Consider the following 22,494-nt stretch of genomic DNA (forward strand, 5'->3'; position numbering starts at 1 on the left):
GACATTTGATTTTTATACCCCCTGGGGTATGTTCGCAGTCAGGTTACCACATACCGGTAGGGGTATCGGAACCACGAAATAAATACCCCCGGGGGTATGGTTGAATCAATCGAAAGCAATCCCGCAGGACCCGAGCCCGACGAAAAGAACCAAGGAGTAGTCCAGATGATCCTCGAGCAGTACTACATCGAATGCCTCTCGCACGCCTCGTATCTGATCGGCGACCCCACGTCAGGCCGGGCAATCGTCGTGGACCCCCGGAGAGACATCACCGAGTACCTGGCCGATGCCGATCGCTTCGGGCTGACCATCGAAGGTGTGATCAACACGCACTTCCACGCCGACTTCGTCTCCGGGCACCTCGAGCTCGTCGAAGCCACCGGCGCATGGATCGGATTCGGCGAGGCGGCCGAGACCGACTACCCGATCCGCCGTCTCGCGGCCGGCGAACGCATCTCGCTGGGCACCGTCGAACTGGAGATCCTGGCCACGCCGGGTCACACCTGGGAGTCGATCAGCGTGCTGGTCCGCGAACGTCCTGGGGCCACCCCCACGGCCGTGCTCACCGGTGACTCGATGTTCATCGGCGATGTCGGCCGACCCGATCTGGTCAACCTGGGCAACGGTTCGACCAGCGATCTGGCCCGCGCCATGTACCACACCGTGCACGACACGCTGCTCACGCTGCCCGACGAGGTGGCGGTCATGCCCGCCCACGGTGCGGGCTCCTCCTGCGGCAAGAACCTGTCCACGGAGCTGACGTCGACCATCGGCGAGCAGCGCCGCACCAATCCGTCGGTGCAGCCGATGAGCGAGGCCGACTTCGTCGAGTTGATCACCAACGGTCAACCCGCCGCACCGTCGTACTTCTCGGTGAACGCCGCGATGAACAAGCGCCAGCATCCGCTGCTGGACCAATCCCGGTCAATCCCCGAGTTCAGCCCGGCTCAGGTGCGCGAGGCGCTCGCCGCCGGCATCCGGGTGGTCGATGCCCGCAGCGTGGACGATTTCTCCGCGGCCCACCTGGGTGGTTCGGTCAACGTCGGATTCGACGGCCGCTTCGCCGAGACCGGCGGCATGGTCGCCGAGGTCGGCGAGCAGATCGTGCTCATCGCCTACCCGGGCGAGGAACAGGAGGCCGCGCTGCGGTTGGCCCGCATCGGTTCCGACAACGCCATCGGCTACCTCAACGTGGCCGCCGACGGCACCTTCCCCGCGGAGTTGTCCGATCTCGTGGTCGCCGCACCGCGGGTGGGGATCGCCGAGCTCGACCGGATGCTCGACCAGCACGAGGTGACGCTGATCGACATCCGCAACCCGGGTGAGCGCGAATCCGGCGTCATTCCCGGCTCGCTGCCAATCCCGTTGGCGCAGTTGCGGACCCGCTTCGCCGACATTCCCACCGACAAGCCAATCGTGCTGCACTGCGCGGGCGGCTGGCGTTCCAGCGTGGCCGCATCACTGCTGCGCGCCGAAGGTTTCGCCGGCGCCGCCGACCTGGTCGGTGGTTACAACGCCTGGGCCGAAGCACACGTCCACGCCAACTGATCCGTCTCAAACGAAGGAGAACATCATGACCACCCGCAACCTCACCTACACGGATTTCGAATCCACCATCCGCGACAACGACATCGTCCTGGTCGACTTCTGGGCCTCATGGTGCGGCCCGTGTCGGGCGTTCGCCCCGACCTTCGAGAAGTCCGCGGCCGCCCACCCCGAGATCGTGCACGCCAAGGTCGACACTCAGGCGGAGAACGAACTCGCCACCGCGATGGCGATCCAGTCCATCCCGACCATCGCAGCGTTCCGCGAGGGAATACTGGTCTTCCGCCAGGCCGGAGCCTTGCCGCCGGCCGCCCTGGAGGACCTGATCTCCCAGATCGCGGCGCTCGACATGGACAAGGTCCGGGCCTCGATCGCCGCCGAAACCGCCAACACCCACTGAAAGGTAAGACCATGTGCTACCCCGCGAAATGTCCGCGCTGCGCGAAGACCACCTGGGACGGCTGCGGACAGCACGCCGACGAGGTGATGGGGTCGGTGCCACCGGCCCAGCGCTGCGAATGCGCGCACAGCACCGAGAATCACCGCGCACACCGGTAACTGACGGCCCTCCGAGGTCGCGGTGGTAGGGAAGAATCGTCGCCGCCATGACTGACAGCGACGATTCTCCCGGCACCGATCGACGACCGCACATCCTGCGACTCGTCGCCTTCGCGGCATTCCTGTTCGGACTGTTCTATCTGGTGGCTGTCGCCCGGCTGATCGACGTCGGCGACATCCGGGGCGCTGTGGCCGCCACCGGACCCGCTGCCCCGCTGGCCTACGTGTTCGTCTCGGCCTGTCTGGGCGCGCTGTTCGTACCCGGCCCGATCCTGGCCGCAGGCAGCGGCGTGTTGTTCGGCCCGGTGTTGGGCACCTTCGTGACCCTGGGCGCGACGGTGGGTACCGCCGTGGTGGCCAGCCTGATCGGCCGACGGGCCGGACGCGACAGCGCCCGGGCCCTGCTCGGGGCCCAACGCGCCGACCGGCTCGACCGCCAGATCCAACAGGGCGGCCTGTGGGCGGTAGTCGGGCAGCGTTTCGTCCCCGGCGTGTCCGACGCGCTGGCCTCCTACGCCTTCGGCGCCTTCGGGGTTCCGTTGTGGCAGATGGCCGCGGGCGCATTCATCGGGTCGGTGCCGCGCGCGTTCGTCTACACCGCGCTGGGCGCCTCGATCGGCGATCTGTCGGCGCCGCTCGCCTACACCGCGATCGGCGTGTGGTGTGTCACCGCCGTCATCGGAGCGTTCGCCGCCCATCGCGGCTACCGCTCCTGGCGCCGCCATCGCTCCGGGACCGATCAGGCCCCGTAACCGCTACTTGCCGAACCCGGCGTTGCGCAGCGCGTCGGCCATCGAGCCCGTGGGCTGATTCGAGTCCCGGCGACCGGAGTTGTTGGCGCGCTTCTGGTTCTGGTTCCGCCGATCACCGCCGCGACCCTGATTGCCGCCTCCGTCGTTGCGGTCGGGCCGCTTGCCCGCCTGCGGGGTGTCGTTGAGCCGCAGCGTCAGTCCGATCCGCTGCCGCTCCACATCGACGTCGACGACCTTGACCTTGACGACCTGTCCCGACTTGACCACCTCGTGCGGATCGGAGACGAACCGGTCGGCCATCGCCGAGACGTGCACCAGGCCGTCCTGGTGCACACCCACATCAACAAAGGCACCGAACGCAGCCACATTGGTCACCACGCCCTCGAGCACCATGCCTGGCTTGAGGTCGGCGACCTTCTCGACACCGGCGGCGAAGGTGGCGGTGGAGAACGCCGGCCGCGGGTCGCGCCCGGGCTTCTCCAGCTCGGCCAGGATGTCGGTCACCGTGGGCAGACCGAAGCGCTCATCGGCGAAATCAGCGGGCTTCAGGCCCCGCAGCGTGCGCTCGTCACCGATCAACTCGGCCAGCGTCACGCCTGAGCGGTCCAGGATGCGCCGCACCACCGGGTAGGACTCGGGGTGCACCCCGGACGCATCCAGAGGGTCCTCACCGTCGCGGATCCGCAAGAAGCCCGCACACTGTTCGAAGGCCTTGGGCCCCAGGCGCGGAACGTCCAGCAGCGCCTTGCGGCTGCGGAAGGCCCCGGCGCTCTCCCGGTACGCCACGATCGCCTCGGCCAGCGACTCGGTCACTCCCGAAACCCGGGCCAGCAGCGGCACCGAAGCGGTGTTGAGATCCACTCCCACCGCGTTCACCGCGTCTTCGACGACGGCATTGAGGCTGCGCGCCAAGGAGCCCGGCGTCACGTCGTGCTGGTACTGCCCCACCCCGATCGACTTCGGGTCGATCTTCACCAGCTCGGCCAGCGGGTCCTGCAGGCGACGCGCGATCGAGACCGCCCCGCGCAGCGTCACGTCCAGGTTGGGCATTTCCCGAGCCGCGTATTCCGACGCCGAGTACACCGAGGCACCGGCCTCACTCACCATGGCCGTCACCGGCGCTTTCGCCCCGGCCGACCGGATATCGGCGATCAGCTCGGCGGCCAGCGCATCGGTCTCCCGCGAGGCGGTTCCGTTGCCGACGGCGATCAGCTCGACGTTGTGCCGGGCGATCAGGGCCGCCAGGACGGCTTTCGACTGGTCCCACTGCTTCTGCGGCTGGTGCGGGAAGATCGCGCAGGTGTCGACGACCTTGCCGGTGGCATCGACGACGGCGACCTTGACCCCGGTGCGGAAACCCGGATCCAGCCCCAGGGTCGCGCGGGTGCCGGCCGGGGCGGCCAGCAGCAGGTCCTTGAGGTTGCGGGCGAATACCGCGACCGCCTCTTCCTCGGCGCGCTGCCGCAGCCGGATGCGCGCGTCGACAGCGGCCGAGATCATCAGCTTGGCGCGCCAAGCCAGCCGCACGGTGGTGGTCAGCCACGGGGTGGCCGGTGTCTTGGCAGCCATGTCGATGCCCAGGGACTGGGCGATCATCGCCTGATACAGCTCGTCCTCGCCGCCGTCGAAGTTCAGCGACAGCGCCTGTTCCTTCTCGCCGCGCAGCACGGCGAGAACCCGGTGCGACGGCATGTTCTCCAGCGGTTCGGAGAACTCGAAGTAGTCCCGGAATTTCTGTGCGGCAGCGCTCTTCGCGGCCTCCTCGGACCACGGACCGGTGCGCAGTGCGCCGTCGGCCCAGAACTTCTCCCGGGTCGCGCCGACCAACTCGGCGTCCTCGGAGGCACGCTCGATGATGATGTGCCGGGCGCCGTCGAGCGCAGCGGCCACGTCGGCGACGTCGTCGTTGAGGAACTCCCCGGCCGCCTCGTCGGGCACCAGCGTCGGATCGGACAGCAGCCGGTCGGCCAACGGCTCCAGGCCGGCTTCCCTGGCGATCTGGGCCTTGGTGCGCCGCTTGGTCTTGTAGGGCAGGTAGATGTCCTCGACCCGCGCCTTGGTCTCGGCGGCCATCAGGGCCGCCCGCAGCTCGTCGGTGAGCTTGCCCTGCTCCTGGATCGAGGCCAGCACCGCCTCACGACGCTGGTCGAGCTCACGCAGGTAACCCAGGCGCTCCTCCAGGGTGCGCAGCTGGCCGTCGTCGAGGCTGCCGGTGACCTCCTTGCGGTAGCGGGCGATGAACGGCACCGTCGCGCCCTCGTCCAGCAGGGCCACCGTGGCGGCGACCTGCCCCTCGCGCACGGCGAGTTCCTCGGCCAGACGGGCGGTTACGGATTTGATGGTTCCGACGGTCACGCTCTGAGTCACGTCGGAGGACCCTACCGAATCGAACCGACAACACCCGGTCACAAAGAGCTGTGTGTTCGGCCACGAAAAGTGTTCGGCCACGAAAAAACAGCCCCGGATATCTCCGAGGCTGCTGGTGCCGATGGTGGTCCCGGCTGGTATCGAACCAGCGACCTTCCGCGTGTGAGGCGGACGCTCTCCCACTGAGCTACGAGACCGTGGGAACGACGTCGAACACTAGCACGCGTCCTCGGCCGGGCCCGAATCGACGCCCGCCGAATCGACTTGTTTGATTTGCCAAATATGCACCCCGATGCGGGCGTATGGTCACCCGTCATGGTTCACCTGCGGGTCCGCTGGCCGGCCGTCAGTGGCACTGTTTTTGCTGCTAGTGCACTGTTTTCCGGTTGCCACAGCGCTCCGGGCCCCGTGACAGAATCAGCTCCGGCCGTAACGCCGCACTTCCGCAGCGTCTCCGACGTGGTGAACCGGCAGGTCACGGGCCCGACGAGCTTCAGCGCACCGTCGGGCAACGTGCAGTGCTACCTCGATGCCACGACCGCGCGCTGCGACATCGACGAACGTAACTGGGCTCCGCCACTGCGACCGGCCAGTTGCGCATCCGATTACGGCCACGGAATCACCCTCAACCCGGGACGGCCCGCGCAATTCGTCTGCGCCGGCGGCGCCAGGCCGAGTGCGGGTGTCCCACTGGGAGACCACGACTCGGTCACCGCCGGGACGCTGCGGTGCGAGAGCGTTGCGGCGGGGATTACATGTCGCGACACGAAGACCCGCCGCGGATTCACCCTCTCGCGAGCTGCCTATCACCTGTTCTGAAAGACCGTTTTCAGCCGCACGTTGCCCGCTCGTCATGGCGATTTGTGTCTGCAAGCATCGGTGGACTAATGTTCTGCTTCGCGACGGGCGACGATCTCGCTCGTGGCGCGCGGATGTAGCGCAGTTGGTAGCGCATCACCTTGCCAAGGTGAGGGTCGCGGGTTCGAATCCCGTCATCCGCTCGAAGGTGCGATTGTGGCATCAACCCCAGCGGTGGAGTGGCCGAGTGGTGAGGCAACGGCCTGCAAAGCCGTGCACACGGGTTCGATTCCCGTCTCCACCTCCAAGGAATATTTTCAACCCGCGCGATTAGCTCAGCGGGAGAGCGCTTCCCTGACACGGAAGAGGTCACTGGTTCAATCCCAGTATCGCGCACCACGTTTTATGCAGGTCAGGCCCGGCATCCCCGGGCCTTTCTTGTTTCTGTGCCCCACGACCTGGATACGACTTTCCGTGCAGCCCTTGAAAATTCGTGACTGATTCAGGTCAGCTTCGCCGCATGACAACCCCCACCCAGCACCCGGGTCGGCGCGGCCACGGCTGCGCTCAGCGATCACCCGCGCGATAACGCTGCATCGCCGGCCCTGTCTCGGTCCTCACCCGCAACATCCGCATGTATCCCCGCATCCACAGCTTCGCGAGGACCAGCGATCGGCCTGCATACGGGTTGCGGTCGCCGGGTTCGGCGAGTGAGCCGGAGTAGAGCGCAAAGGTGTATTCCGCGCGCTTCGTCATCGGGCAATCATGCGGCCCGCGGACCCGGAACGACGGATCCCACGCCGACGACCAGGACGCGGCGTGTGGCGGCAGGTCAAGGGAGGGCCGAGCGCCCCTTCGATCAGCTCGGCGGAGCGACGTCCGGGATGGGATTCGGCATGATCGTGCCGATTGGCGGTGGGGCGGGTACCGGTGGGGCGGGTGGTGGCGGGAGCATCGGATCGGCGGGCGGCGGAGGCGGCGCAAGTACCGGCGGGCCGACCGGTACCGGCAGTTGCGGAGCGGGCGGCAGCGGATCGGGGACCGCGGCAGGGTCGGCAATCGGGCTGCCCGGTGGAACGCCTTCGAGCCAAGTCGCGCGAACCGGCACTGTGATCACCGCACCCTGCAGCCCGCACTCGTTGGATTGGATGGTGGTGGTTTGAACACCCGCCAGTGCACCGTCCGGCTGCGGCGTCAATGCCAAGGCCGTATCCATCGCCTGCGCTTGCATGACGTTCGGCGCCTCGCAGGGCAGTGAACCCCTCGCTGGATCACCCTGCCAAGAATCGTTGACGAAGCGGAATACCGCTGTCATGCCGCCACCTTCGATGAAGGGGACGGCATGGTTGCTGCTGTCCATGCGCGTCGACGTCGCAACGCACCCCGAGGGCTTGCAAGTCGAGCGGAATGCCCACCAGTAGCTGGCGATCTGGTTGCCCGCCGCCGGCCAGGGATTGCCGTTGAGGGAGGCGGCGAGGTTGTCGTAGTCGAGGCGGTAGAGCCCGTCGAAGACCGGACCGCCCGGCGCTGGGGTGGCCGCCGCGTTGGCGGCGCTTGCCGTCGCTGTGCTCGGCGCTGAACTCGACTGCTCACTCGCTGCGGCATCAGCGGATGGCCAAAGCTGCCACATTCCGACGCCGGCGATGACGCCGACGGCCGCCATCGCCGCGACGGGCACCCAGCCTGGTTTCTCGGGCCACCGAAACCCGGTCGTGGGCACCGGCGCGCCCGGCGTCGGCACCAAAGTCAGCGCGGGCACCGGGGTTTCATCGGCCAGGGCGTGCGCGAAAGCGCCGCAGCTGAGAAATCGGTCAGCCGGGCTCTTGGCGAGGGCCTTGGCCAGCGCCGGGTCCAGGTCGGCCAACTCGGGCCGGGTGTCGGCCAACGCCGGCGGTTTGGAGTTGACGTGGCGGCTGACCACGACTGCGGGATTGGGGTGCGCGAACAGTTGCGTGCCGGTCAAGAGGTGGTACGCGGTGCAGGCCAGGGCGTACTGGTCAGCGCGGCCGTCGACGTCCTCCCCCATCAGTTGTTCGGGTGCGGCGTATCCGGGCTTGTCCACGGCCGGCATATCGCGGGCAATACCGAGGTCGGCGAGAACGACGCGCGGTTCCGCATCACCCTCGACGTCAGCGACGATGATGTTGGCCGGCCTGACGTCGCAGTGCGGCAAACCATGCTTGTGCGCATAGTCGAGCGCACCGGCAACCGCGAGCACCGTGCGGAAAACCTGTTCGCGCGGTAGGCCGTTCGGGTATCGCTGCTCGAGGAGACCAGCGAGATCCACACCGTCGACGAAATCCATCGAGATCCAGAGCTGACCGTCATGTTCCCCGCGGCCATGGACCCTGGCGATGCTGGGATGCCACAACGTGGCCGCCACATCGGCCTCACGGCAAAATCTCGCCCGCCGCTCAGGGTCGGCCGAACGCTCCTTGGACAACACCTTGAGCGCGTCAGGCCCAGGACGCCTGGGATGCTGAGCGAGGTAGACATCCCCTGCCCGGCCTGAGCTCAGCGGTCGAACAATCCGGAACACGGAGAACGTCTCACCGACGTCGAGCGGCATCCAGGAATCCTACGAACTGCCCCCGGACGCCCGACGCCGGCATCCCGCTCGCCGACACCTTTGCCCCCTTGCACACTTTTTACGTTGCCCCACAATGCAAATCAGAATGACGGATTTGTGCCCGCACGCTTCGGTGCACTAGTGTTCGGCATCGCGACGGGCGACGATCTCGCTCGTGGCGCGCGGATGTAGCGCAGTTGGTAGCGCATCACCTTGCCAAGGTGAGGGTCGCGGGTTCGAATCCCGTCATCCGCTCTCAGCCCCGGCTATGGCGTCCTGGATCCGCTGGGTCAGCGCGGGATCCCACCCGCGTGGCGCGAGAATATCGACCCAGAGGTCAGCGGCATCGGGACCGAAGGCATGGCCGTACCCGTAGGGCACGTCGGCCGAGAAGATCATGTCCAGCGTCACCTGCCAGAACGTCACGACCGGCAGCCACCGCATTCCCGGATCCACATCGGGCCCCAGCGGTTCCCGCAACCAGTCCGGCCGGTGCAGCAGCAGATCGAACGACCACCAGGTGATCGGATCGCTGGCATGCTGCCAGAACACCACACGCGGAAACTCCCAGGGCCCAGAAAGATTCACATCGGAGGTCCGGGACGCGAAGCGGATGTGGCGTCCTTCGTCGATCACCGGCAGGCGTTCCAGCGATCCAGGGTCCCGGTCGGCGGTGAGCCTCCCCCAGGGCTGGGCGAAGTTGGGCGTGCCGACCAACAGCGCACCGTCGGTACGGGCAACGATATCCGCACCGGAGGCGAATGCCGACTGTCCGCCGAAGGACCCCAGGCTCTCCCCGAACACCACCAGTTTCGGCCGTTTGGCCTCCGGCAGCGCTGCCCAAACCCGGTACACCGCTTCGAACAGTGCCTTCCCGGCCAACGGCGGAGTCTCGCGATCGGCGATGAAGGACAGCGCGCTGGGCAGGAACGAATACTGCATCGATGCGATGGCGGTGTCGCCGCCGTTGACGTATTCGAGGGCGGCCGCGACATTTGGGTTCACCCAGCCGCGCCCCGTCGTGGTCACCACCGCCAATACCTTGCGCTCGAAGGCGTGGGTGCGGTGCAGCTCGGCGACCACCTGCTCGGCGATGCCTGCGACACCGTCTGCGGAGGTGCGACCGGCATACACCCGAATCGGGGTACGTGCCGGGGCGCCGGTCACCTTCGAGATCTGTTCGGCGCTGGGGCCACCGGCCACGAAATTCCGACCTTCCCTGCCGAGGGTGTCCCACGCCTGCATCGAGGCCGGCGAACCGGAGCGTTCGGGCGCGCTCGGCTGGGTCACGCCGTCGGCCGTGCTCTTGTCGGCCACCTTCGCAGATCGTTCGGCCGTGCTGAGCAGTCCGCGGTGCAAGGCACCGTCGAGCCCCGCCACCGCCAGCACGACCATGATCACCACCGCGGCCAACCGGGCCACCGGACCGGGCACGACCCGACCGCCCAGATCGGTCAGGCGATTGGTGGCCCAACGCAACCCACGCCCGATCGCCACGAGTGCCAACGCGATGGCCACCGCGATCACCAACACCAGGATGTAGAAGGACCGCTCAGCGCGTGGCATGCCGATCAGGTCACGCAGGATCTGCTGCCACCATGATCCGAGCATCAGAAACGCCGGGACGACCACGACGGCGGCACCGGCCAGCATCCACCACCCGATCCGCCGGGTGCGCGAGGACCATTGCGGACTGATGCCGCAACGTCGCACCACCCACGCCGTCGCGCATCCCAGCCCGTATCCGATCCCGACGCTGATGCCCGTCGCGACCCCCTGCAGATACCAGGCCCGCGGTAGCAGTGACGGGCTCATCGACCAGGCGAAGAACAGCAGCGCGCCGGACAATCCGACCGGATGCAGAGTGCGCGCGGCAGTTGCCACGCGCCCACGGATGGGTAAGTCCCGCAAGGCACGCAGCACGAAGTACCGTCCTTCATTCAGATGGGTTTCGAAACTGTAGTGGACCGTGCGGTCACGGCCCGGCAGCTAAGCCTGCACTAACAGGATCCGCAGGCAAAGCCGGCGTTAGAGTCGGGCGTGCCCAGGATCAGCGCCTCATCGGTCGAAGAACACCGCGAGCTGGTCCAACAGCGCATCTTCGAGGCTTTCGCGGCACTGATGGCCGACCAGAGCTTCGACGCGATCACGATGGCCAAGCTCGCGGCCGAGGCCGGGATCGGGCGGACTGCGATCTATCACCACTTTCCCGACAAGGAATCAGTGGTGATCGCGTTCGCCTCACACGAGACGACCCGGTACCTCGACGGATTGCGGGCGGCTCTGTCCGAGATCGATGATCCCGTCGAGCGCCTGAAGGTCTACATCCGGCATCAGCTCGAGGCCGGGCAGGAATTCCACATGGGCATGGGCATGCAGCTCTACGGTGCGTTGTCCACCGAAACGATGCTGGCCATCCGTGAACATGTGGTGGCCGTCGAGGACGTGCTGCGCGAGATCCTGAGCCAGGGCCAGGGTTCCGGACAGTTCGTCGTCGACGACGCGACCGCCACGATGTCGTTGATTCATGCGTGCCTGGCCCCACGCCATCTTCCGGTGGCGGCCATCGAGCAGTTCGTCCTGCGCGCACTGTCCGCGAAAACGTAGGACCCCACGGCACGCGACCCGGTGCTAGGTTTATTGACAGACTGTCGGCATGATGTTGACAACCTGTCGTTAAAACACCTGGAGCCTGAGTATGCCGAGCGCCGTTGCCCCCGAAACCGTCCGATCGCTGTCCGTCGCCATGCGCGAGGATTCACGCAGCGAACACGACGCGGCCGAGCAGTCGTCGTTCATGTCGGAGCTGCTCAGCGGGCGGGTCAACAGCCAGGGCTACGTCGATTACCTGTTGCGACTGCGCGCGGTCTACCGCACGCTTGAGGAGACGGTCCGAGCCCGACAGGCCGACCCCCTCGTCGCCGCGTTCTACGACCCGATGCTGGAGCGGTTGGCCACCATCGATGCCGATCTCGATCACTGGGCCCCGGGCGCAGCACGCGACGTCGACTCCCCCGCCGCCCGCGCCTACTGCACCCGGATCACCGAATCCGCCTGGGGCGGTGCGCTTGTGGCCCACCACTACACCCGCTACCTCGGCGACCTGTCCGGCGGCCAGGCCATCGGTCGGGTACTCGACCGCGCATTCGACCTGCAGGGCGACGGCCTGTCCTTCTACCAATTCCCGATGCGCGCCAAGCCGTACAAGGATGCCTACCGGGCCCGCCTGGACGGCCTCGGCCTCGACCTCGACGACATCGACCGCGTCGTCGACGAGGTGAAGGTGGCGTTCGCCCTGAACCAGGCATTGTTCGACGAACTCACGGCCAACCTGCCCGCCTACCGGCGCTGATCACACCCCGCCAATTACCGGGGACGGCCACGCCCCAAATCGGGGCAACTTAGCTTATGAAGGTTCAGGATTCGGTTTCGGCTCGACGTCGAAATACAGCGCCACAGCCAAGGCCTCGGACTCCGTCGGGACGTCCGCGGCGGCCGCCGCCACAGCCGCCGCGATCAACAAACGACGGTCACAGGCCCGTAAGCGACGTGACGGGACCGCCAAGGACCGCGGGTACCGCTACGAGTTCATGACGGCCGACGGACCCGCTGCCGCGCCGCTGCCCGAGACGCCCGTCACCACGGGCGCCTGCGACAGCGGTGTCGGAAATCTCGGATTCAGCGGCACCGCAGTGAAGTCCACCCCGGCCGGACCGGTCGGCATGACCACATTGGCCGACGACACCTTCGGAAACGGGACGACGATCCCGATGATGCCGGGAAGCTGGCAGATCGACGCCGACGGCGACGACCCGGGCGGAAATTAGCCCTCGCGCCGGGCCAGCTCCCGCAGCACCAGATCGGTTGCGGCCCAATCCATGCACTTGTCGGTGACCGACTGTCCGTAGGTGAGCGGCCGAGCCTCGGGCGACTGCGCGCCCGCAACCAGGAAGCTCTCCAGCATCACACCGCTGATCGGCAGTCCGTCACGGACCATTCGGGCGATCTCGGTGGCCACGGACGCCTGCCTGACATGATCCTTGCCGGAATTGGCGTGACTGCAATCGATCACCACGCGGCCGGGCAGCCCGGCCGCGGCCAACTTGGCCGCCGTGCCCGCCACCGCGTCGGCGTCGTAGTTCGGGCCGTCGGTGCCACCGCGCAGGATGACGTGGCAGTCCTCATTGCCCGCGGTGCTCACCACCGCGCCGCGGCCCATATCGTCCATACCGAAGAACACATGTTGGGCCGCAGCGGCTTTCACACCGTCGACCGCGACCTGGATGTTGCCGTCGGTGCCGTTCTTGAACCCGACCGGCATCGACAGACCCGATGCCAACTGGCGATGGACCTGCGACTCGGTGGTCCTGGCTCCGATCGCACCCCAGGCCACCGCGTCGGCGATGTACTGCGGGCTGGTCGGCTCCAGGAATTCACACCCGACCGGCAGGCCGATGTCGATGATGTCGAGCAACAACCGGCGAGCCACCCGCAGGCCACGCGCGACATCGTAGGTGCCGTCCATCCCCGGATCGTTGATCAGGCCCTTCCAGCCGATCGTGGTGCGCGGCTTCTCGAAGTACACCCGCATCACGATCTTGAGCTGATCTTTGAGCTCATCGGCCACCTTGACCAGGCGGCTCGCGTACTCCAGAGCGGCGGCGGGATCGTGCACCGAACACGGTCCGACCACGACCAGCAGCCGATCGTCACGGCCGGCCAGAATGTCGGCGATCTCGTCGCGGTCACGCGCCACCCGTTCGGCGCGACGCTCCCCCAACGGGAATTCGGTCAGCACATCGTGCGGGCTGGGGATCGCGCTGAAACTTCGGACGCGCCGGTCCGATGTGGCCGGGGCGTTGGCGATCTGCGCCAAGTTCATTGTCAGGGGCCTTCCTGGTGGTGGGCACCTGGCAAGGATTCCGGCGCCCTGTAACGACGAAAGGCAGCGACCGATGGTCACTGCCTGGGCTCCGGGTGGATGCGTGCTTAGTGCTGCGCTTTATCGGCTCCGCCCGGAGCCTCAATAAAGCGCCAATAGCTGGCACACACACCGATAATCACGTCGCCCAGGCTACACCACGGCCAGGGCAGCCCCGCAACCCGCACTCACACGTAGCGACTGCGACCGGCGAGCGCCCCCGCCACCATCTGCACCACGTAGATGACGAGCACCATGGCAAACGGCGCGGTCCAGCCGGCGGTCATGCTGTGGAGCAGCCCGAAGGAGAACGGACCCACACCGGCCAGCAGATAACCGAAGCCCTGCACCATCCCGGACAGTCGTGCGGTGTCCTCGGCATTACGGGCGCGCAGCGCAATCACCGTGAGCGCCAACGAGAACACACTCATCCCGATGCCCACGAAGAAGCTCCACACCAACGGTGCCGCGCCCGGATTCACGAGCAGGCCGATCATGCCGACCATGCCGACCACGCCGAGCCCCACGATCCAGCCACTCTGGTTCTTCTGCCTGGCCGCCAACGGCGGAACGATCAGGCTGATCGGGACGGCCAGGATGGACACCAACCCGAGCAGCAGGCCGGCGTCGGTCTTGCTCACCCCGCTGTCGATGAACACCTCGGGCAGCCAGCCCATGACGATGTAGGCCAGGAACGACTGGCAGCCGAAGAACAACGTGATCGTCCACGCCAACGGGCTGCGCAACAGGGAATGCGCGGGTCGACCGGCAGCGGCGTGCTCGGTGCGAGCCTGGCTGATGCCCCGGGCACCCACGAGCCAGAAGAGCAGCGCGACGGTGGCCACCACCGCCCACGAGCCCAACGCCCCGCGCCAACCGCCGAGCAGCGGTTCGAGCGGCGCGGTGATCGCCGAACCCAACGCGCCACCGCCCTGGAGCGCCGCGGTGTAGACACCTGTCATCAGGCCGATCTGCGCCGGGAACGAACCCTTGATCACCACCGGGATCAGCACGTTCACCACCGCGATGCCGCCGGTGGCCACCAGCGTTCCGCCGATGACCACGTACGGACCGTCCAGCACCCGGATGACCAGACCGACACTCAGGACCACCAACCCGAGCGAAATCGCCCGGCCCAGACCCACCCGCCGGGCCAGCCACGGTGCGGCCAGGCCGGCGGCGGCAAAGCACAGTCCGGGCAGGGTGGTCAGCACGCCGGCCCAGACCGCCGAGGCACCGAGCGTTTCGCGCATCTCCCCGAGGACCGGCCCGATGCTGGTGATCGCCGGGCGCAGGTTCAGCGCGGTCAGGACGACTGCCACGATCAGCAGGGCACCGCCGGCCGCCATCGCCGCGGGGCGCACCTCTACGGCGCCGTCCAGCTCGAGCTCCAGATCGTGCTCGTAACTGTCACGCGCCTTATTGCGCAGGGGCCGGTTCACTCGGCTATGGTGCCATACATCCCATGATTGGATGAAAGGGTTTTTGAGTGCCCCTCGCCACAACGCGTCGCACCGGCCTGGTCGACCAGGTGATCGACCAACTGCGCGCTCTGGTCACCTCGGGCGAATGGCCGGTCGACAGCCGGATTCCCACCGAACCCGAACTGGTCGAGGCGCTCGGCGTGGGCCGCAATACGGTGCGCGAAGCGATCCGCGCGTTGGCACACAACGGCATCTTCGAAGTACGACAGGGCGCAGGCACCTACGTGCGCGCCACCAGCGAGGTATCAGCCGCCCTGCGCCGACTCTGCGGGTCCGAACTGCGCGACGTGCTCCAGGTCCGACGCTGCCTTGAGGTCGAGGGCGCCCGCTTGGCCGCCGTGGCCCGCACCGAAGAGGACCTGGTCGGGCTGCGCGCCCACCTGGCCCACACCGACACCACCGACCACGCGCGATTCACCCACTCCGACACCGAATTCCACCTGGCCGTGGTGCGGGCATCGCACAACCCGGTGCTGATCGAGATCTACCGCGGGCTCCTGGAGGCGATCACCGCCAGCGTCGCGACCGCGAGTGCAGGCCCCGGCGGCATGTTCGCGCACGACGATCTGGTCGAAGCGATCGCAGACGGCGACGTGGACCGTGCCGGCCTGGAGGCCGCGGGGTTCCTCGACGAGATCCTGGCCCGGACATCACCCGGCCCCGTCTCAGAACGGGGCGTCGTCCACCCGGCCCCGGGTCAACGGCAGCCGTAGCAACAACCGCGCGCCTCCCAGCGGGCTTTCCACCAAAGCGGCTGTGCCACCGTGCAATTCCGCCTGTTGAGCCACCAGGGCAAGACCCAGGCCCGATCCCGACCGGGACGCGGTCGATCCACGCGCGAACCGCTCGAACACCTCGGCCCGCTCGGCCTCGGGCACGCCCGAGCCGTTGTCGTCGACCACGATCTGCACATCGTCGGCCGAACTGACGGCACTGAGCCGGATTTCGGTGGCACCGCCGTGCTTGACGGCATTGGCGATGGCGTTGTCGATCACCAGTCGCAGGCCCGCGGGCATGCCCAGCATCAACACCGTCGGCGAGGGCATCAGCGTGGCGCGCAGGCCCGGATACGTCCGCAGAGCGTCATGTGCCGCACGGTCGAGCAGTTCGGTGACGTCCATCGGCACGAAATCCTCGACGGTGGTCAACTCCCCCTGCGCCAATCGCTCCAGGGCCGTCAGGGTGCCCTCGATCCGACTCTGCGTGCGCAGCACGTCCCCGATCACCTCATCGCGCTGCTCATCGGTCATGTCCAGTGTGGACAGCACTTCCAGGTTGGTGCGCATCGCGGTGAGCGGAGTGCGCAGCTCATGGGACGCCACCGCGGCGAAGTCGCGGGCCGATTCCAGGGCGGCCTTGGTGCGTTCCTGCTCGTCGCCGATGCGCGCCAGCATGCCCTCGACCGCCTCGGCGATCTGCACCGCCTCACGCACACCGCGCACCTGTACCTCGTCGGGCTTGGACTGGGCGTTGATGGCGCGAGCCTGCTGTGCCAGCAGCCGGAACGGGGTGATCATGACGAGCGAGATCATCCAGCCGACCACGATGGTGCTGCCGATGACGCCGGCGCAGATCAGCAATACCCGCAGATGCAGTTCATCGATGCGGCGCTGCGTCTCGGCCAGCGGCGCCCCCAGCGCGATGACGGCCGGCCCCGCGGTGAACGTCCGGACGCGGTACTCGACGCCGTCGATAGTCGTGTTCGTGTAACCGTTCTCCAGCTTCGGCAGCACGATGTTGCTGGGCACCGAGACACTCACGCCGCCGATGTGCGCGGTGCGGACCAGCCCGCCGTCGTCGGTGAGGGGCTTGTCGGTCGCTCCCTGCCTCGTGGCGGTGAGAAGCGTGCTCACGTCACCGAGGCTGCTCAACGAGTCGAGCCGCCGGTCCAGCTGGCTGTACTGGTCGTTGGTGACGCCGATCCACACCCAGGTCCCGAGCGTGATGACGGTGATCACCACCGACAACGCACCCACGATGACGATCGTGCGCAGCGACAGCACGCGCATCACCGGCCGCAGCACCGGGCGCAGCAGCTGAAGGACGCGATCTTCGAGATTCACCGCCGCCATCTTGCCCGATCCGTGCGGGTCGGCTCCTCCAGCACCGCACCGACAGCCGAAAGAGCGTCAACTTATGGTTGACGATCGCGCATCGTCAACCTACAGTTGACGAATGAGCAAACCCGTCACCCTCACCAACCCCGTTCGTCTCGACGACCTCATCGGTGCGATCAAGAAGGCTCATACCGAACCACTCGAGCAGTTGATGGACGCCGTGATCGCCGCCGACGCCCTCGGCGACATTGCCGACCACCTCATCGGACACTTCGTCGACCAGGCCAGGCGTTCCGGCGCATCCTGGACCGACATCGGCAAGTCCATGGGTGTCACCAAACAGGCCGCCCAGAAACGCTTCGTGCCAAAGGTTCCCGATTTCGACCCGGCCGCCCTTGACCCCAATGCCGGATTCGGCCGATTCACCCCGCGAGCCCGCAACGTCGTCGTGGCCTCCCAGAACACCGCCCATGCAGCGGGCAATGCCGAGATCGCCCCCGAGCACCTGGTCCTGGCGTTGTTCGCCGAACCCGACGGACTGGCCGCCACACTCCTGGCCAACCAAGGCATCACCGCCGAGACCGCCCGCGCCACCATCACTCTGCCGCCACCCACCGGGGCGGTGCCGGCCCTGATTCCGTTCAATCCGGGGGCCAAGAAGGCGCTGGAACTGACCTTCCGCCAAGCCCTTCGGCTGGGACACAATTACGTCGGCACCGAGCACATCCTGCTCGCCCTGGCCGAGGCCGAAGGCGACGACGGCCCGCTACACCGACTCGGCGCCGACCCCGACCGGTTCGAAACCGAGCTGACCGCAGCCCTGGCACAGCTCACCGCCCCGAATCAGGACGACGGCCCTGGTGTGTCCTGACCCATCCGGCTGTAACACGTTTCACTCTGTGCGATCATGCCTGGCATGCCTCGCTGGTTTGCGCTCATGTTCACGGCCATGGTGGTGGCGGTTACCGCCCTGGTCGCCCCGCCGGCGGCCTCGGCCGAAGGAACCCCGATCGGCAACGTCGGCCAGACGCTGCGGGTGAAGACGGCCAACGGCATCGTCGCCGACGTCACCGTGCACGACGTGCTCCCCAGTGACGTTCCGCCCGGCTGGGGCTGGAACGGCTCGCCGCGCTGGCGCGCACAGGGCGGCCCGTGGCGGGTGCCGATCACGGTGACCACCGTCGCTGCGCCCAACCCCTACGCGATGGCGCTGGCGTTCACGTTCAACGGCGTCACCCCGTACGCCGACGCGTACGCACCCAAGCACACCGATGCACCCAACCGGCTCGAAGCAGCGCTGCGCAACGCGCCCCCGGGAGCCACCGTCAACGGCGACGTCTACTGGGACGTCTACCGCGCGCTGGTCACCAATGTGGTGTTGACCGACACCAAGACCGGCGAACACCTGGCGCAGTGGAATCTGTGGCAGCCAGGCGCACCGCTTCCTTGATAGACCGCGCGACGGCGGCTGATGTTCCAGAACTCGCCGCGGTCGCAGCCGCCACGTTTCCCCTGGCCTGTCCCCCATCGGTGACACCGGACAACGTCGCCGCGTTCGTCGCCGCAACGCTCTCGGAGGACCGCTTCGGCGAGTATCTCGCTGATCCGAACCGGATCGTGCTGGTGGCCCGCGACCCCGCGATCACCGGCTACGCCATGCTGATTCACGGTGTTCCCGACGACGCCGATGTGCAGCGGGCGGTGACGCAACGGCCCGCACTCGAGCTGTCCAAGATCTACGTGCTGCCAGATCGCCACGGCGGCGGGGTGGCCCAGGCCCTCATGACCGAGGCCCTGCAGGCCGCGGCCGATTCCGGCGTGCGGTGCGTATGGCTGGGGGTCAACCAGGAGAACCGGCGCGCCCAGCGCTTCTATGCCAAGAACGGTTTCACCGTCAGCGGCACCAAGACATTCCGGCTCGGGACGGGTGTGGAGAGCGACTACGTGATGGTCCGGTCGGTCGGCCCGTCGGTCTAGACGGTCTTCTGCGCCGCGGCGGTCAACGCCAGCAGCCGGGAAGTCGCCCGCAGGTACTTCTTCCGGAAACCACCGGCCACCATCTCGGGGCTGAAAATGGTGTCGAGCTTGGTCCCCGACGCCAGCACCGGGACACCCGCGTCGTAGAGCCGGTCGGTCAGCGCCACCAACCGCAACGCCACACTCTGATCCTCGATCGGGTGCACGCCGGTGATGAACACCTCGGTGACACCCTCGACCAACGCGTGATAGCGGGACGGATGCATGGTGGCCAGATGCGCACACAGCGCGTCGAAGTCGTCGAGGGTCGCGCCGGTGACGCCCTCGGCCCGCTGGGCCACCTCGTCATCGGACAACGGCTCGGGGGCGGGCGGCAGATCACGATGCCGGTAGTCGGGCCCCTCGATCCGCACCGTGGTGAAGATCTGGGCCAGCGTATTGATCTCGCGCAGGAAGTCCTGGGCGGCGAACCGGCCCTCACCGAGCTGCTCGGGCAGCGTGTTCGAGGTGGCCGCGACCGACACGCCGCGCTCCACCAACGCCGAGAGCAGCCGCGAGATCAGCGTCGTGTTTCCCGGGTCGTCGAGCTCGAACTCGTCGATGCACACCACGGAGTACTCGGAGAGCAAGTCGATGCACTCGTTGTAGCCGAACACACCGGCCAGCTGCGTCAGCTCACCGAAGGTGGCGAACGCGGTCGGGGCATCGCCCTGCGACAGCGTGTAATACGTCGAGGCCAGCAGGTGGGTCTTGCCGACACCGAACCCGCCATCCAGGTACAGCCCGACCCCGGGCAGCACCTCGCGCTTACCGAACAGCTTCTTCTTTCCCGCCCGCTGAACTGCGGCCTGCTCACAGAAACTGCGGCAGGATTGCACCGCGGCGGCCTGAGACGGTTCGCCCGGATCCGGCCGGTAACTGTCGTAGCTGACGTCGGCGAACGTCGGCGGCGGAGTCAACTGTGCGACCAACCGCTCCGGCGTGACGGTGGGATGACGATCGGCGAGATGAGCGACGCCGCTGGGCCCGTGCATGCAGGCAGCGTAGCCACGTGATCCAATTCAGTTCATGTCCGATAACACCGCCGGGGCAGATCTGACCGTGCTGGGAAACGTCGACAAGATCGCCGACGGGCAGCTGGCCGACCATTACGCCTACCCCGATGACCTGCAGAAATGTTGGGTGCGGGGCAACATGATCAGCAGCCTGGACGGCGGTGCCACCGAGGATGGCAAGTCCGGTGGGCTGGGCAGTCCGGGTGACCGGGCTGTGTTCAATCTCATGCGCCAGGCCGCTGACGTCATCCTGATGGGCGCGGCCACGGTACGGATCGAGAACTATTCCGGGGTGCAGCTGTCCGTCGCGCAACGGCAGGAACGCCAGCGCCGCGGACAGGCCGAAGTTCCACCGATCGCTGTCGTCACCGCATCGGCTGCACTCGAACCCGACACCAAGTTCTTCACCCGCACCGAGACGCCGCCGCTGATCCTCACTGCCACAAAGACAGTGGCCGACGCGAAGCACCGGCTGGGTGCGGTCGCCGAGGTGCTCGACGCATCCGGCGCCGACCCGACCCGCGTCGACCCGGCAGTCGCACTGCGAATCCTCGCTCAACGCAAGCTCTTCCGGGTCCTGACCGAGGGCGGCCCGTCGCTGCTGAGCCTGTTGATCGAAAACGATCTGCTCGACGAACTGTGCCTGACCGTGGCGCCCGTGCTGGTCGGGGGCGTGGCCCGGCGCATCGCCACCGGGCCCGGCCACACGTTCACCCGGATGCGACCCGCGCACCTGCTCACCGACGACGAGGGCTACCTCTACATGCGCTACGTCCGCGGTTAGCACACCGCCCAGGTCGCTACTGTGGTCACCATGCGTCATCAGCTGGTGAAAGCCCTGCGGAGGTCGGCCGTCGCCGCGCCCGTCCTGTCACTTCTGCTCACCGCATGCGCACCCCTGCTGGCCGCAGATCCGCACTATGCCACCGACTCCGGCGCCCACCCGCAGGGTCAGCCGGAAACCACCGTGGCGCTCCCGCCCGGTCCCCCCGGCATCGAAGCACCCAAGAACGACCTGTCGTGGCGCGACTGCACCCCGCGGGTGTTCAACGGCGCCGGCATCCCGCCGCTCCCCGACATCACGCTGGACTGCGCGACCTACGATGCCGACCTCGACTCGATCAACGGGGCCACCGGAACGCTCAGCATCGGCGTGGTGCGGGCCCGGTCCACACAGACCCCGCCCGATACCGGCCCGCTCGTCATGACCACCGGATCCGACGTCCCCACCTCGGTGCAACTGCCTGCGTGGCTGGCGCGCTCGGGAACCGACATCCTCAAATCGCATCCCATCGTCGCGGTGGATCGGCGCGGCATCGGGATGTCCAGCGCGGTGGACTGCCGTGACGCCTACGACCGTCAGGAAATGCTCGACCAGACACAGTTTCAGGCAGGCGACGATCCGGTGGCCAACCTGGGTGCGGTCACCATGACCGCCACCACCAGCTGCACCGACACCATCGCCCCGGGCGACTCGGCCTACGACAACGCGCACACCGCCGAGGATCTGGAACAGCTGCGCAGCACCTGGGATGTGCCCACGCTGGCACTGCTGGGCATCGGTAACGGCGCCCAGGTGGCACTGGCCTACGCCGGCTCGCACCCCAACAAGGTGTCCCGGCTGATCCTGGACTCCCCGCTGCCGCTGGCGATCAGTGCAGAGGCAGCGGCCGAACAACGCGTCAAGGGCCAGCAGGCCGCGCTGGACGCGTTCGCCGCGCAGTGCGTGGCCACCAACTGTGCCCTGGCTCCCGACCCGAAGGGCGCCGTCGACGCGCTGCTGGCCGAAGCCCGGGCCGGCCGCGGCCCCGGCGGGGCCTCGGTGGCCACCCTGGCCGACGCAATCACCACGGGAATGGGCTTCCCGCAAGGTGACCGGGTGGCCGCCACCAACAACCTGGCCGGTGCCCTGGCCGCAGCGCGCGCCGGTGACGTCGGCCCGATCTCGGGCCTCATCACCCAGTCCGACAACCTGCGCCAATCCGATGGCCAGTTCGTCAACTCCTGCAGCGACGCACTCAACCGGCCCACCCCGGACCGGGTCCGCGAACTGGTGGTCGCCTGGGGCAAGCTCTACCCGCAGTTCGGTGCCGTCGGGGCGCTGAACCTCGTCAAATGCCTCAACTGGCCCAGCGGCTCGGCACCGAAAGACCCGCAGGATCTCAAGATTCCGGTGCTGCTGCTCGGCGTGCGCAACGACCCGATCGTCGGCAACGAGGGCGTCGCCGCTGTCGCGGCGACCATCATCAACGCCGGCGCCAACAACCGGCGGGTGATGTGGCAGGGCATCGGCCACGGCGCCAGCATCTACACCGCGTGTGCGCTCCCGCCGATGACGGGCTATCTCGACAGCGGCCAACTGCCCGAGACCGACACGTACTGTCCTGCCTGACGCCGAGCTCGATCGGCGT

Annotated in this window: 22 protein-coding genes and 5 tRNA genes; 18 read left to right on the forward strand and 9 right to left on the reverse strand. The window is 67.5% G+C overall.

Going from position 1 to position 22,494, the window contains the following annotated elements; genetic code table 11:
- The first annotated feature begins 165 nt into the window (after positions 1-165).
- The 4 genes from G6N44_RS05830 to G6N44_RS05840 are packed head-to-tail and all read left to right on the forward strand — an operon-like array spanning position 166 to position 2,855.
- Positions 166-1,548, forward strand: a complete 1,383-nt coding sequence (locus tag G6N44_RS05830) for an MBL fold metallo-hydrolase (protein WP_163661961.1) — start codon at positions 166-168, stop codon at positions 1,546-1,548.
- A gap of 25 nt (positions 1,549-1,573) precedes the next feature.
- A complete protein-coding gene (gene trxA, locus G6N44_RS05835; protein ID WP_163661963.1) occupies positions 1,574-1,945 on the forward strand; it encodes a thioredoxin in 372 nt (123 codons plus the stop codon).
- Positions 1,946-1,956: 11 nt separating this feature from the next.
- A complete protein-coding gene (locus G6N44_RS29030) occupies positions 1,957-2,103 on the forward strand; it encodes a DUF8730 family Cys-rich protein (RefSeq protein WP_170309383.1) in 147 nt (48 codons plus the stop codon).
- 47 nt (positions 2,104-2,150) lie between these two features.
- On the forward strand, positions 2,151-2,855 hold the full coding sequence (locus G6N44_RS05840) for a TVP38/TMEM64 family protein (protein ID WP_163661965.1): 705 nt from the start codon (positions 2,151-2,153) through the stop codon (positions 2,853-2,855).
- Positions 2,856-2,858: 3 nt separating this feature from the next.
- On the opposite strand, the gene G6N44_RS05845 is transcribed toward G6N44_RS05840, so the two are convergent.
- Positions 2,859-5,222, reverse strand: a complete 2,364-nt coding sequence (locus tag G6N44_RS05845) for a Tex family protein (RefSeq protein WP_163661967.1) — start codon at positions 5,220-5,222, stop codon at positions 2,859-2,861.
- Positions 5,223-5,344: 122 nt separating this feature from the next.
- Positions 5,345-5,419, reverse strand: a tRNA-Val gene (locus G6N44_RS05850).
- Positions 5,420-5,630: 211 nt separating this feature from the next.
- On the opposite strand from G6N44_RS05850, the gene G6N44_RS05855 reads away from it, so the two are divergent.
- From G6N44_RS05855 to G6N44_RS05870, 4 genes are all read left to right on the forward strand, one after another.
- Positions 5,631-6,041 (forward strand): hypothetical protein, encoded by a 411-nt coding sequence (locus G6N44_RS05855; protein WP_163661970.1) that lies wholly within the window; start codon positions 5,631-5,633, stop codon positions 6,039-6,041.
- A gap of 109 nt (positions 6,042-6,150) precedes the next feature.
- Positions 6,151-6,223: transfer RNA gene (locus G6N44_RS05860), tRNA-Gly, on the forward strand.
- A 30-nt stretch (positions 6,224-6,253) separates the two neighbouring features.
- Positions 6,254-6,327 (forward strand) — tRNA-Cys (locus G6N44_RS05865).
- A gap of 17 nt (positions 6,328-6,344) precedes the next feature.
- Positions 6,345-6,419, forward strand: a tRNA-Val gene (locus G6N44_RS05870).
- A 168-nt stretch (positions 6,420-6,587) separates the two neighbouring features.
- Here the strand turns inward: G6N44_RS05870 and G6N44_RS05875 are convergent.
- Both G6N44_RS05875 and G6N44_RS05880 read right to left on the reverse strand, forming a co-directional pair.
- A complete protein-coding gene (locus G6N44_RS05875; protein WP_163661972.1) occupies positions 6,588-6,776 on the reverse strand; it encodes a ribosome modulation factor in 189 nt (62 codons plus the stop codon).
- A 103-nt stretch (positions 6,777-6,879) separates the two neighbouring features.
- A complete protein-coding gene (locus tag G6N44_RS05880) occupies positions 6,880-8,589 on the reverse strand; it encodes a serine/threonine-protein kinase (RefSeq protein ID WP_163661974.1) in 1,710 nt (569 codons plus the stop codon).
- 182 nt (positions 8,590-8,771) lie between these two features.
- On the opposite strand from G6N44_RS05880, the gene G6N44_RS05885 reads away from it, so the two are divergent.
- A tRNA-Gly gene (locus G6N44_RS05885) sits at positions 8,772-8,844 on the forward strand.
- Here the strand turns inward: G6N44_RS05885 and G6N44_RS05890 are convergent.
- Positions 8,836-10,473, reverse strand: a complete 1,638-nt coding sequence (locus G6N44_RS05890; protein WP_235682957.1) for an alpha/beta hydrolase — start codon at positions 10,471-10,473, stop codon at positions 8,836-8,838. The two genes, G6N44_RS05885 and G6N44_RS05890, sit on opposite strands and share 9 nt — an antisense overlap.
- Before the next feature lie 156 nt (positions 10,474-10,629).
- Here G6N44_RS05890 and G6N44_RS05895 point away from each other — a divergent pair, with 156 nt between their 5' ends.
- The 3 genes from G6N44_RS05895 (at position 10,630) to G6N44_RS29400 (ending at position 12,416) form a co-directional block, all read left to right on the forward strand.
- Positions 10,630-11,196 (forward strand): TetR/AcrR family transcriptional regulator, encoded by a 567-nt coding sequence (locus G6N44_RS05895; protein WP_163661975.1) that lies wholly within the window; start codon positions 10,630-10,632, stop codon positions 11,194-11,196.
- An 85-nt stretch (positions 11,197-11,281) separates the two neighbouring features.
- Positions 11,282-11,941: a biliverdin-producing heme oxygenase gene (locus G6N44_RS05900; RefSeq protein WP_163669648.1), complete on the forward strand. Its 660-nt coding sequence runs from the start codon at positions 11,282-11,284 to the stop codon at positions 11,939-11,941.
- Between the two features lie 238 nt (positions 11,942-12,179).
- Positions 12,180-12,416 carry a PPW family C-terminal domain-containing PPE protein gene (locus tag G6N44_RS29400; protein WP_179964484.1) on the forward strand — a complete coding sequence of 79 codons (237 nt, stop codon included), beginning with the start codon at positions 12,180-12,182 and terminating at the stop codon, positions 12,414-12,416.
- On the opposite strand, the gene G6N44_RS05910 is transcribed toward G6N44_RS29400, so the two are convergent.
- Positions 12,413-13,471 (reverse strand): 3-deoxy-7-phosphoheptulonate synthase, encoded by a 1,059-nt coding sequence (locus G6N44_RS05910; RefSeq protein WP_163661976.1) that lies wholly within the window; start codon positions 13,469-13,471, stop codon positions 12,413-12,415. The genes G6N44_RS29400 and G6N44_RS05910 overlap by 4 nt on opposite strands.
- Positions 13,472-13,698: 227 nt before the next feature.
- Positions 13,699-14,859, reverse strand: a complete 1,161-nt coding sequence (locus tag G6N44_RS05915) for a CynX/NimT family MFS transporter (RefSeq protein ID WP_163669649.1) — start codon at positions 14,857-14,859, stop codon at positions 13,699-13,701.
- A gap of 140 nt (positions 14,860-14,999) precedes the next feature.
- Between G6N44_RS05915 and G6N44_RS05920 the strand changes: the two genes are divergently transcribed.
- Positions 15,000-15,707, forward strand: a complete 708-nt coding sequence (locus G6N44_RS05920; protein ID WP_163661978.1) for a FadR/GntR family transcriptional regulator — start codon at positions 15,000-15,002, stop codon at positions 15,705-15,707.
- On the opposite strand, the gene G6N44_RS05925 is transcribed toward G6N44_RS05920, so the two are convergent.
- Entirely contained in the window at positions 15,660-17,003 is a 1,344-nt protein-coding gene (locus G6N44_RS05925) for a sensor histidine kinase (RefSeq protein ID WP_163669651.1), read from the reverse strand. The two genes, G6N44_RS05920 and G6N44_RS05925, sit on opposite strands and share 48 nt — an antisense overlap.
- A gap of 166 nt (positions 17,004-17,169) precedes the next feature.
- On the opposite strand from G6N44_RS05925, the gene G6N44_RS05930 reads away from it, so the two are divergent.
- The 3 genes from G6N44_RS05930 to G6N44_RS05940 are packed head-to-tail and all read left to right on the forward strand — an operon-like array spanning position 17,170 to position 19,028.
- A complete protein-coding gene (locus G6N44_RS05930; RefSeq protein WP_163661981.1) occupies positions 17,170-17,922 on the forward strand; it encodes a Clp protease N-terminal domain-containing protein in 753 nt (250 codons plus the stop codon).
- Positions 17,923-17,967: 45 nt separating this feature from the next.
- Positions 17,968-18,501, forward strand: coding sequence for a hypothetical protein (locus G6N44_RS05935; protein ID WP_163661983.1), 534 nt, complete (start codon positions 17,968-17,970; stop codon positions 18,499-18,501).
- Positions 18,498-19,028 (forward strand): GNAT family N-acetyltransferase, encoded by a 531-nt coding sequence (locus G6N44_RS05940; RefSeq protein WP_163661985.1) that lies wholly within the window; start codon positions 18,498-18,500, stop codon positions 19,026-19,028. The genes G6N44_RS05935 and G6N44_RS05940 overlap by 4 nt, the downstream gene beginning before the upstream one ends.
- Here G6N44_RS05940 and zapE read toward each other — a convergent pair.
- Positions 19,025-20,062, reverse strand: coding sequence for a cell division protein ZapE (zapE, locus tag G6N44_RS05945; protein ID WP_163661987.1), 1,038 nt, complete (start codon positions 20,060-20,062; stop codon positions 19,025-19,027). The genes G6N44_RS05940 and zapE overlap by 4 nt on opposite strands.
- 34 nt (positions 20,063-20,096) lie before the next feature.
- Here zapE and G6N44_RS05950 point away from each other — a divergent pair, with 34 nt between their 5' ends.
- Together G6N44_RS05950 and G6N44_RS05955 are read left to right on the forward strand one after the other, a co-directional pair.
- Positions 20,097-20,867 carry a pyrimidine reductase family protein gene (locus G6N44_RS05950; protein ID WP_163661988.1) on the forward strand — a complete coding sequence of 257 codons (771 nt, stop codon included), beginning with the start codon at positions 20,097-20,099 and terminating at the stop codon, positions 20,865-20,867.
- A 30-nt stretch (positions 20,868-20,897) separates the two neighbouring features.
- Positions 20,898-22,475 carry an alpha/beta hydrolase gene (locus G6N44_RS05955; RefSeq protein WP_163661990.1) on the forward strand — a complete coding sequence of 526 codons (1,578 nt, stop codon included), beginning with the start codon at positions 20,898-20,900 and terminating at the stop codon, positions 22,473-22,475.
- Positions 22,476-22,494 lie beyond the last annotated feature (19 nt).

The organism is Mycolicibacterium alvei (assembly GCF_010727325.1).
GTDB classification, from domain to species: Bacteria; Actinomycetota; Actinomycetes; order Mycobacteriales; family Mycobacteriaceae; genus Mycobacterium; species Mycobacterium alvei.

Excerpts from the sequence above, each read along its gene's own strand:
- G6N44_RS05830 (WP_163661961.1), top strand. The coding sequence starts at position 166 with ATGATCCTCGAGCAGTACTACATCGAATGCCTCTCGCACGCCTCGTAT.
- trxA (WP_163661963.1), top strand. The coding sequence starts at position 1,574 with ATGACCACCCGCAACCTCACCTACACGGATTTCGAATCCACCATCCGC.
- G6N44_RS29030 (WP_170309383.1), top strand. The coding sequence starts at position 1,957 with ATGTGCTACCCCGCGAAATGTCCGCGCTGCGCGAAGACCACCTGGGAC.
- G6N44_RS05840 (WP_163661965.1), top strand. The coding sequence starts at position 2,151 with ATGACTGACAGCGACGATTCTCCCGGCACCGATCGACGACCGCACATC.
- G6N44_RS05875 (WP_163661972.1), bottom strand. The coding sequence starts at position 6,776 with ATGACGAAGCGCGCGGAATACACCTTTGCGCTCTACTCCGGCTCACTC.
- G6N44_RS05880 (WP_163661974.1), bottom strand. The coding sequence starts at position 8,589 with ATGCCGCTCGACGTCGGTGAGACGTTCTCCGTGTTCCGGATTGTTCGA.
- G6N44_RS29400 (WP_179964484.1), top strand. The coding sequence starts at position 12,180 with ATGACGGCCGACGGACCCGCTGCCGCGCCGCTGCCCGAGACGCCCGTC.
- G6N44_RS05910 (WP_163661976.1), bottom strand. The coding sequence starts at position 13,471 with ATGAACTTGGCGCAGATCGCCAACGCCCCGGCCACATCGGACCGGCGC.
- G6N44_RS05915 (WP_163669649.1), bottom strand. The coding sequence starts at position 14,859 with ATGGCGGCCGGCGGTGCCCTGCTGATCGTGGCAGTCGTCCTGACCGCG.
- G6N44_RS05925 (WP_163669651.1), bottom strand. The coding sequence starts at position 17,003 with ATGCGCGTGCTGTCGCTGCGCACGATCGTCATCGTGGGTGCGTTGTCG.
- G6N44_RS05930 (WP_163661981.1), top strand. The coding sequence starts at position 17,170 with ATGAGCAAACCCGTCACCCTCACCAACCCCGTTCGTCTCGACGACCTC.
- G6N44_RS05935 (WP_163661983.1), top strand. The coding sequence starts at position 17,968 with ATGCCTCGCTGGTTTGCGCTCATGTTCACGGCCATGGTGGTGGCGGTT.
- zapE (WP_163661987.1), bottom strand. The coding sequence starts at position 20,062 with ATGCACGGGCCCAGCGGCGTCGCTCATCTCGCCGATCGTCATCCCACC.
- G6N44_RS05950 (WP_163661988.1), top strand. The coding sequence starts at position 20,097 with ATGTCCGATAACACCGCCGGGGCAGATCTGACCGTGCTGGGAAACGTC.
- G6N44_RS05955 (WP_163661990.1), top strand. The coding sequence starts at position 20,898 with ATGCGTCATCAGCTGGTGAAAGCCCTGCGGAGGTCGGCCGTCGCCGCG.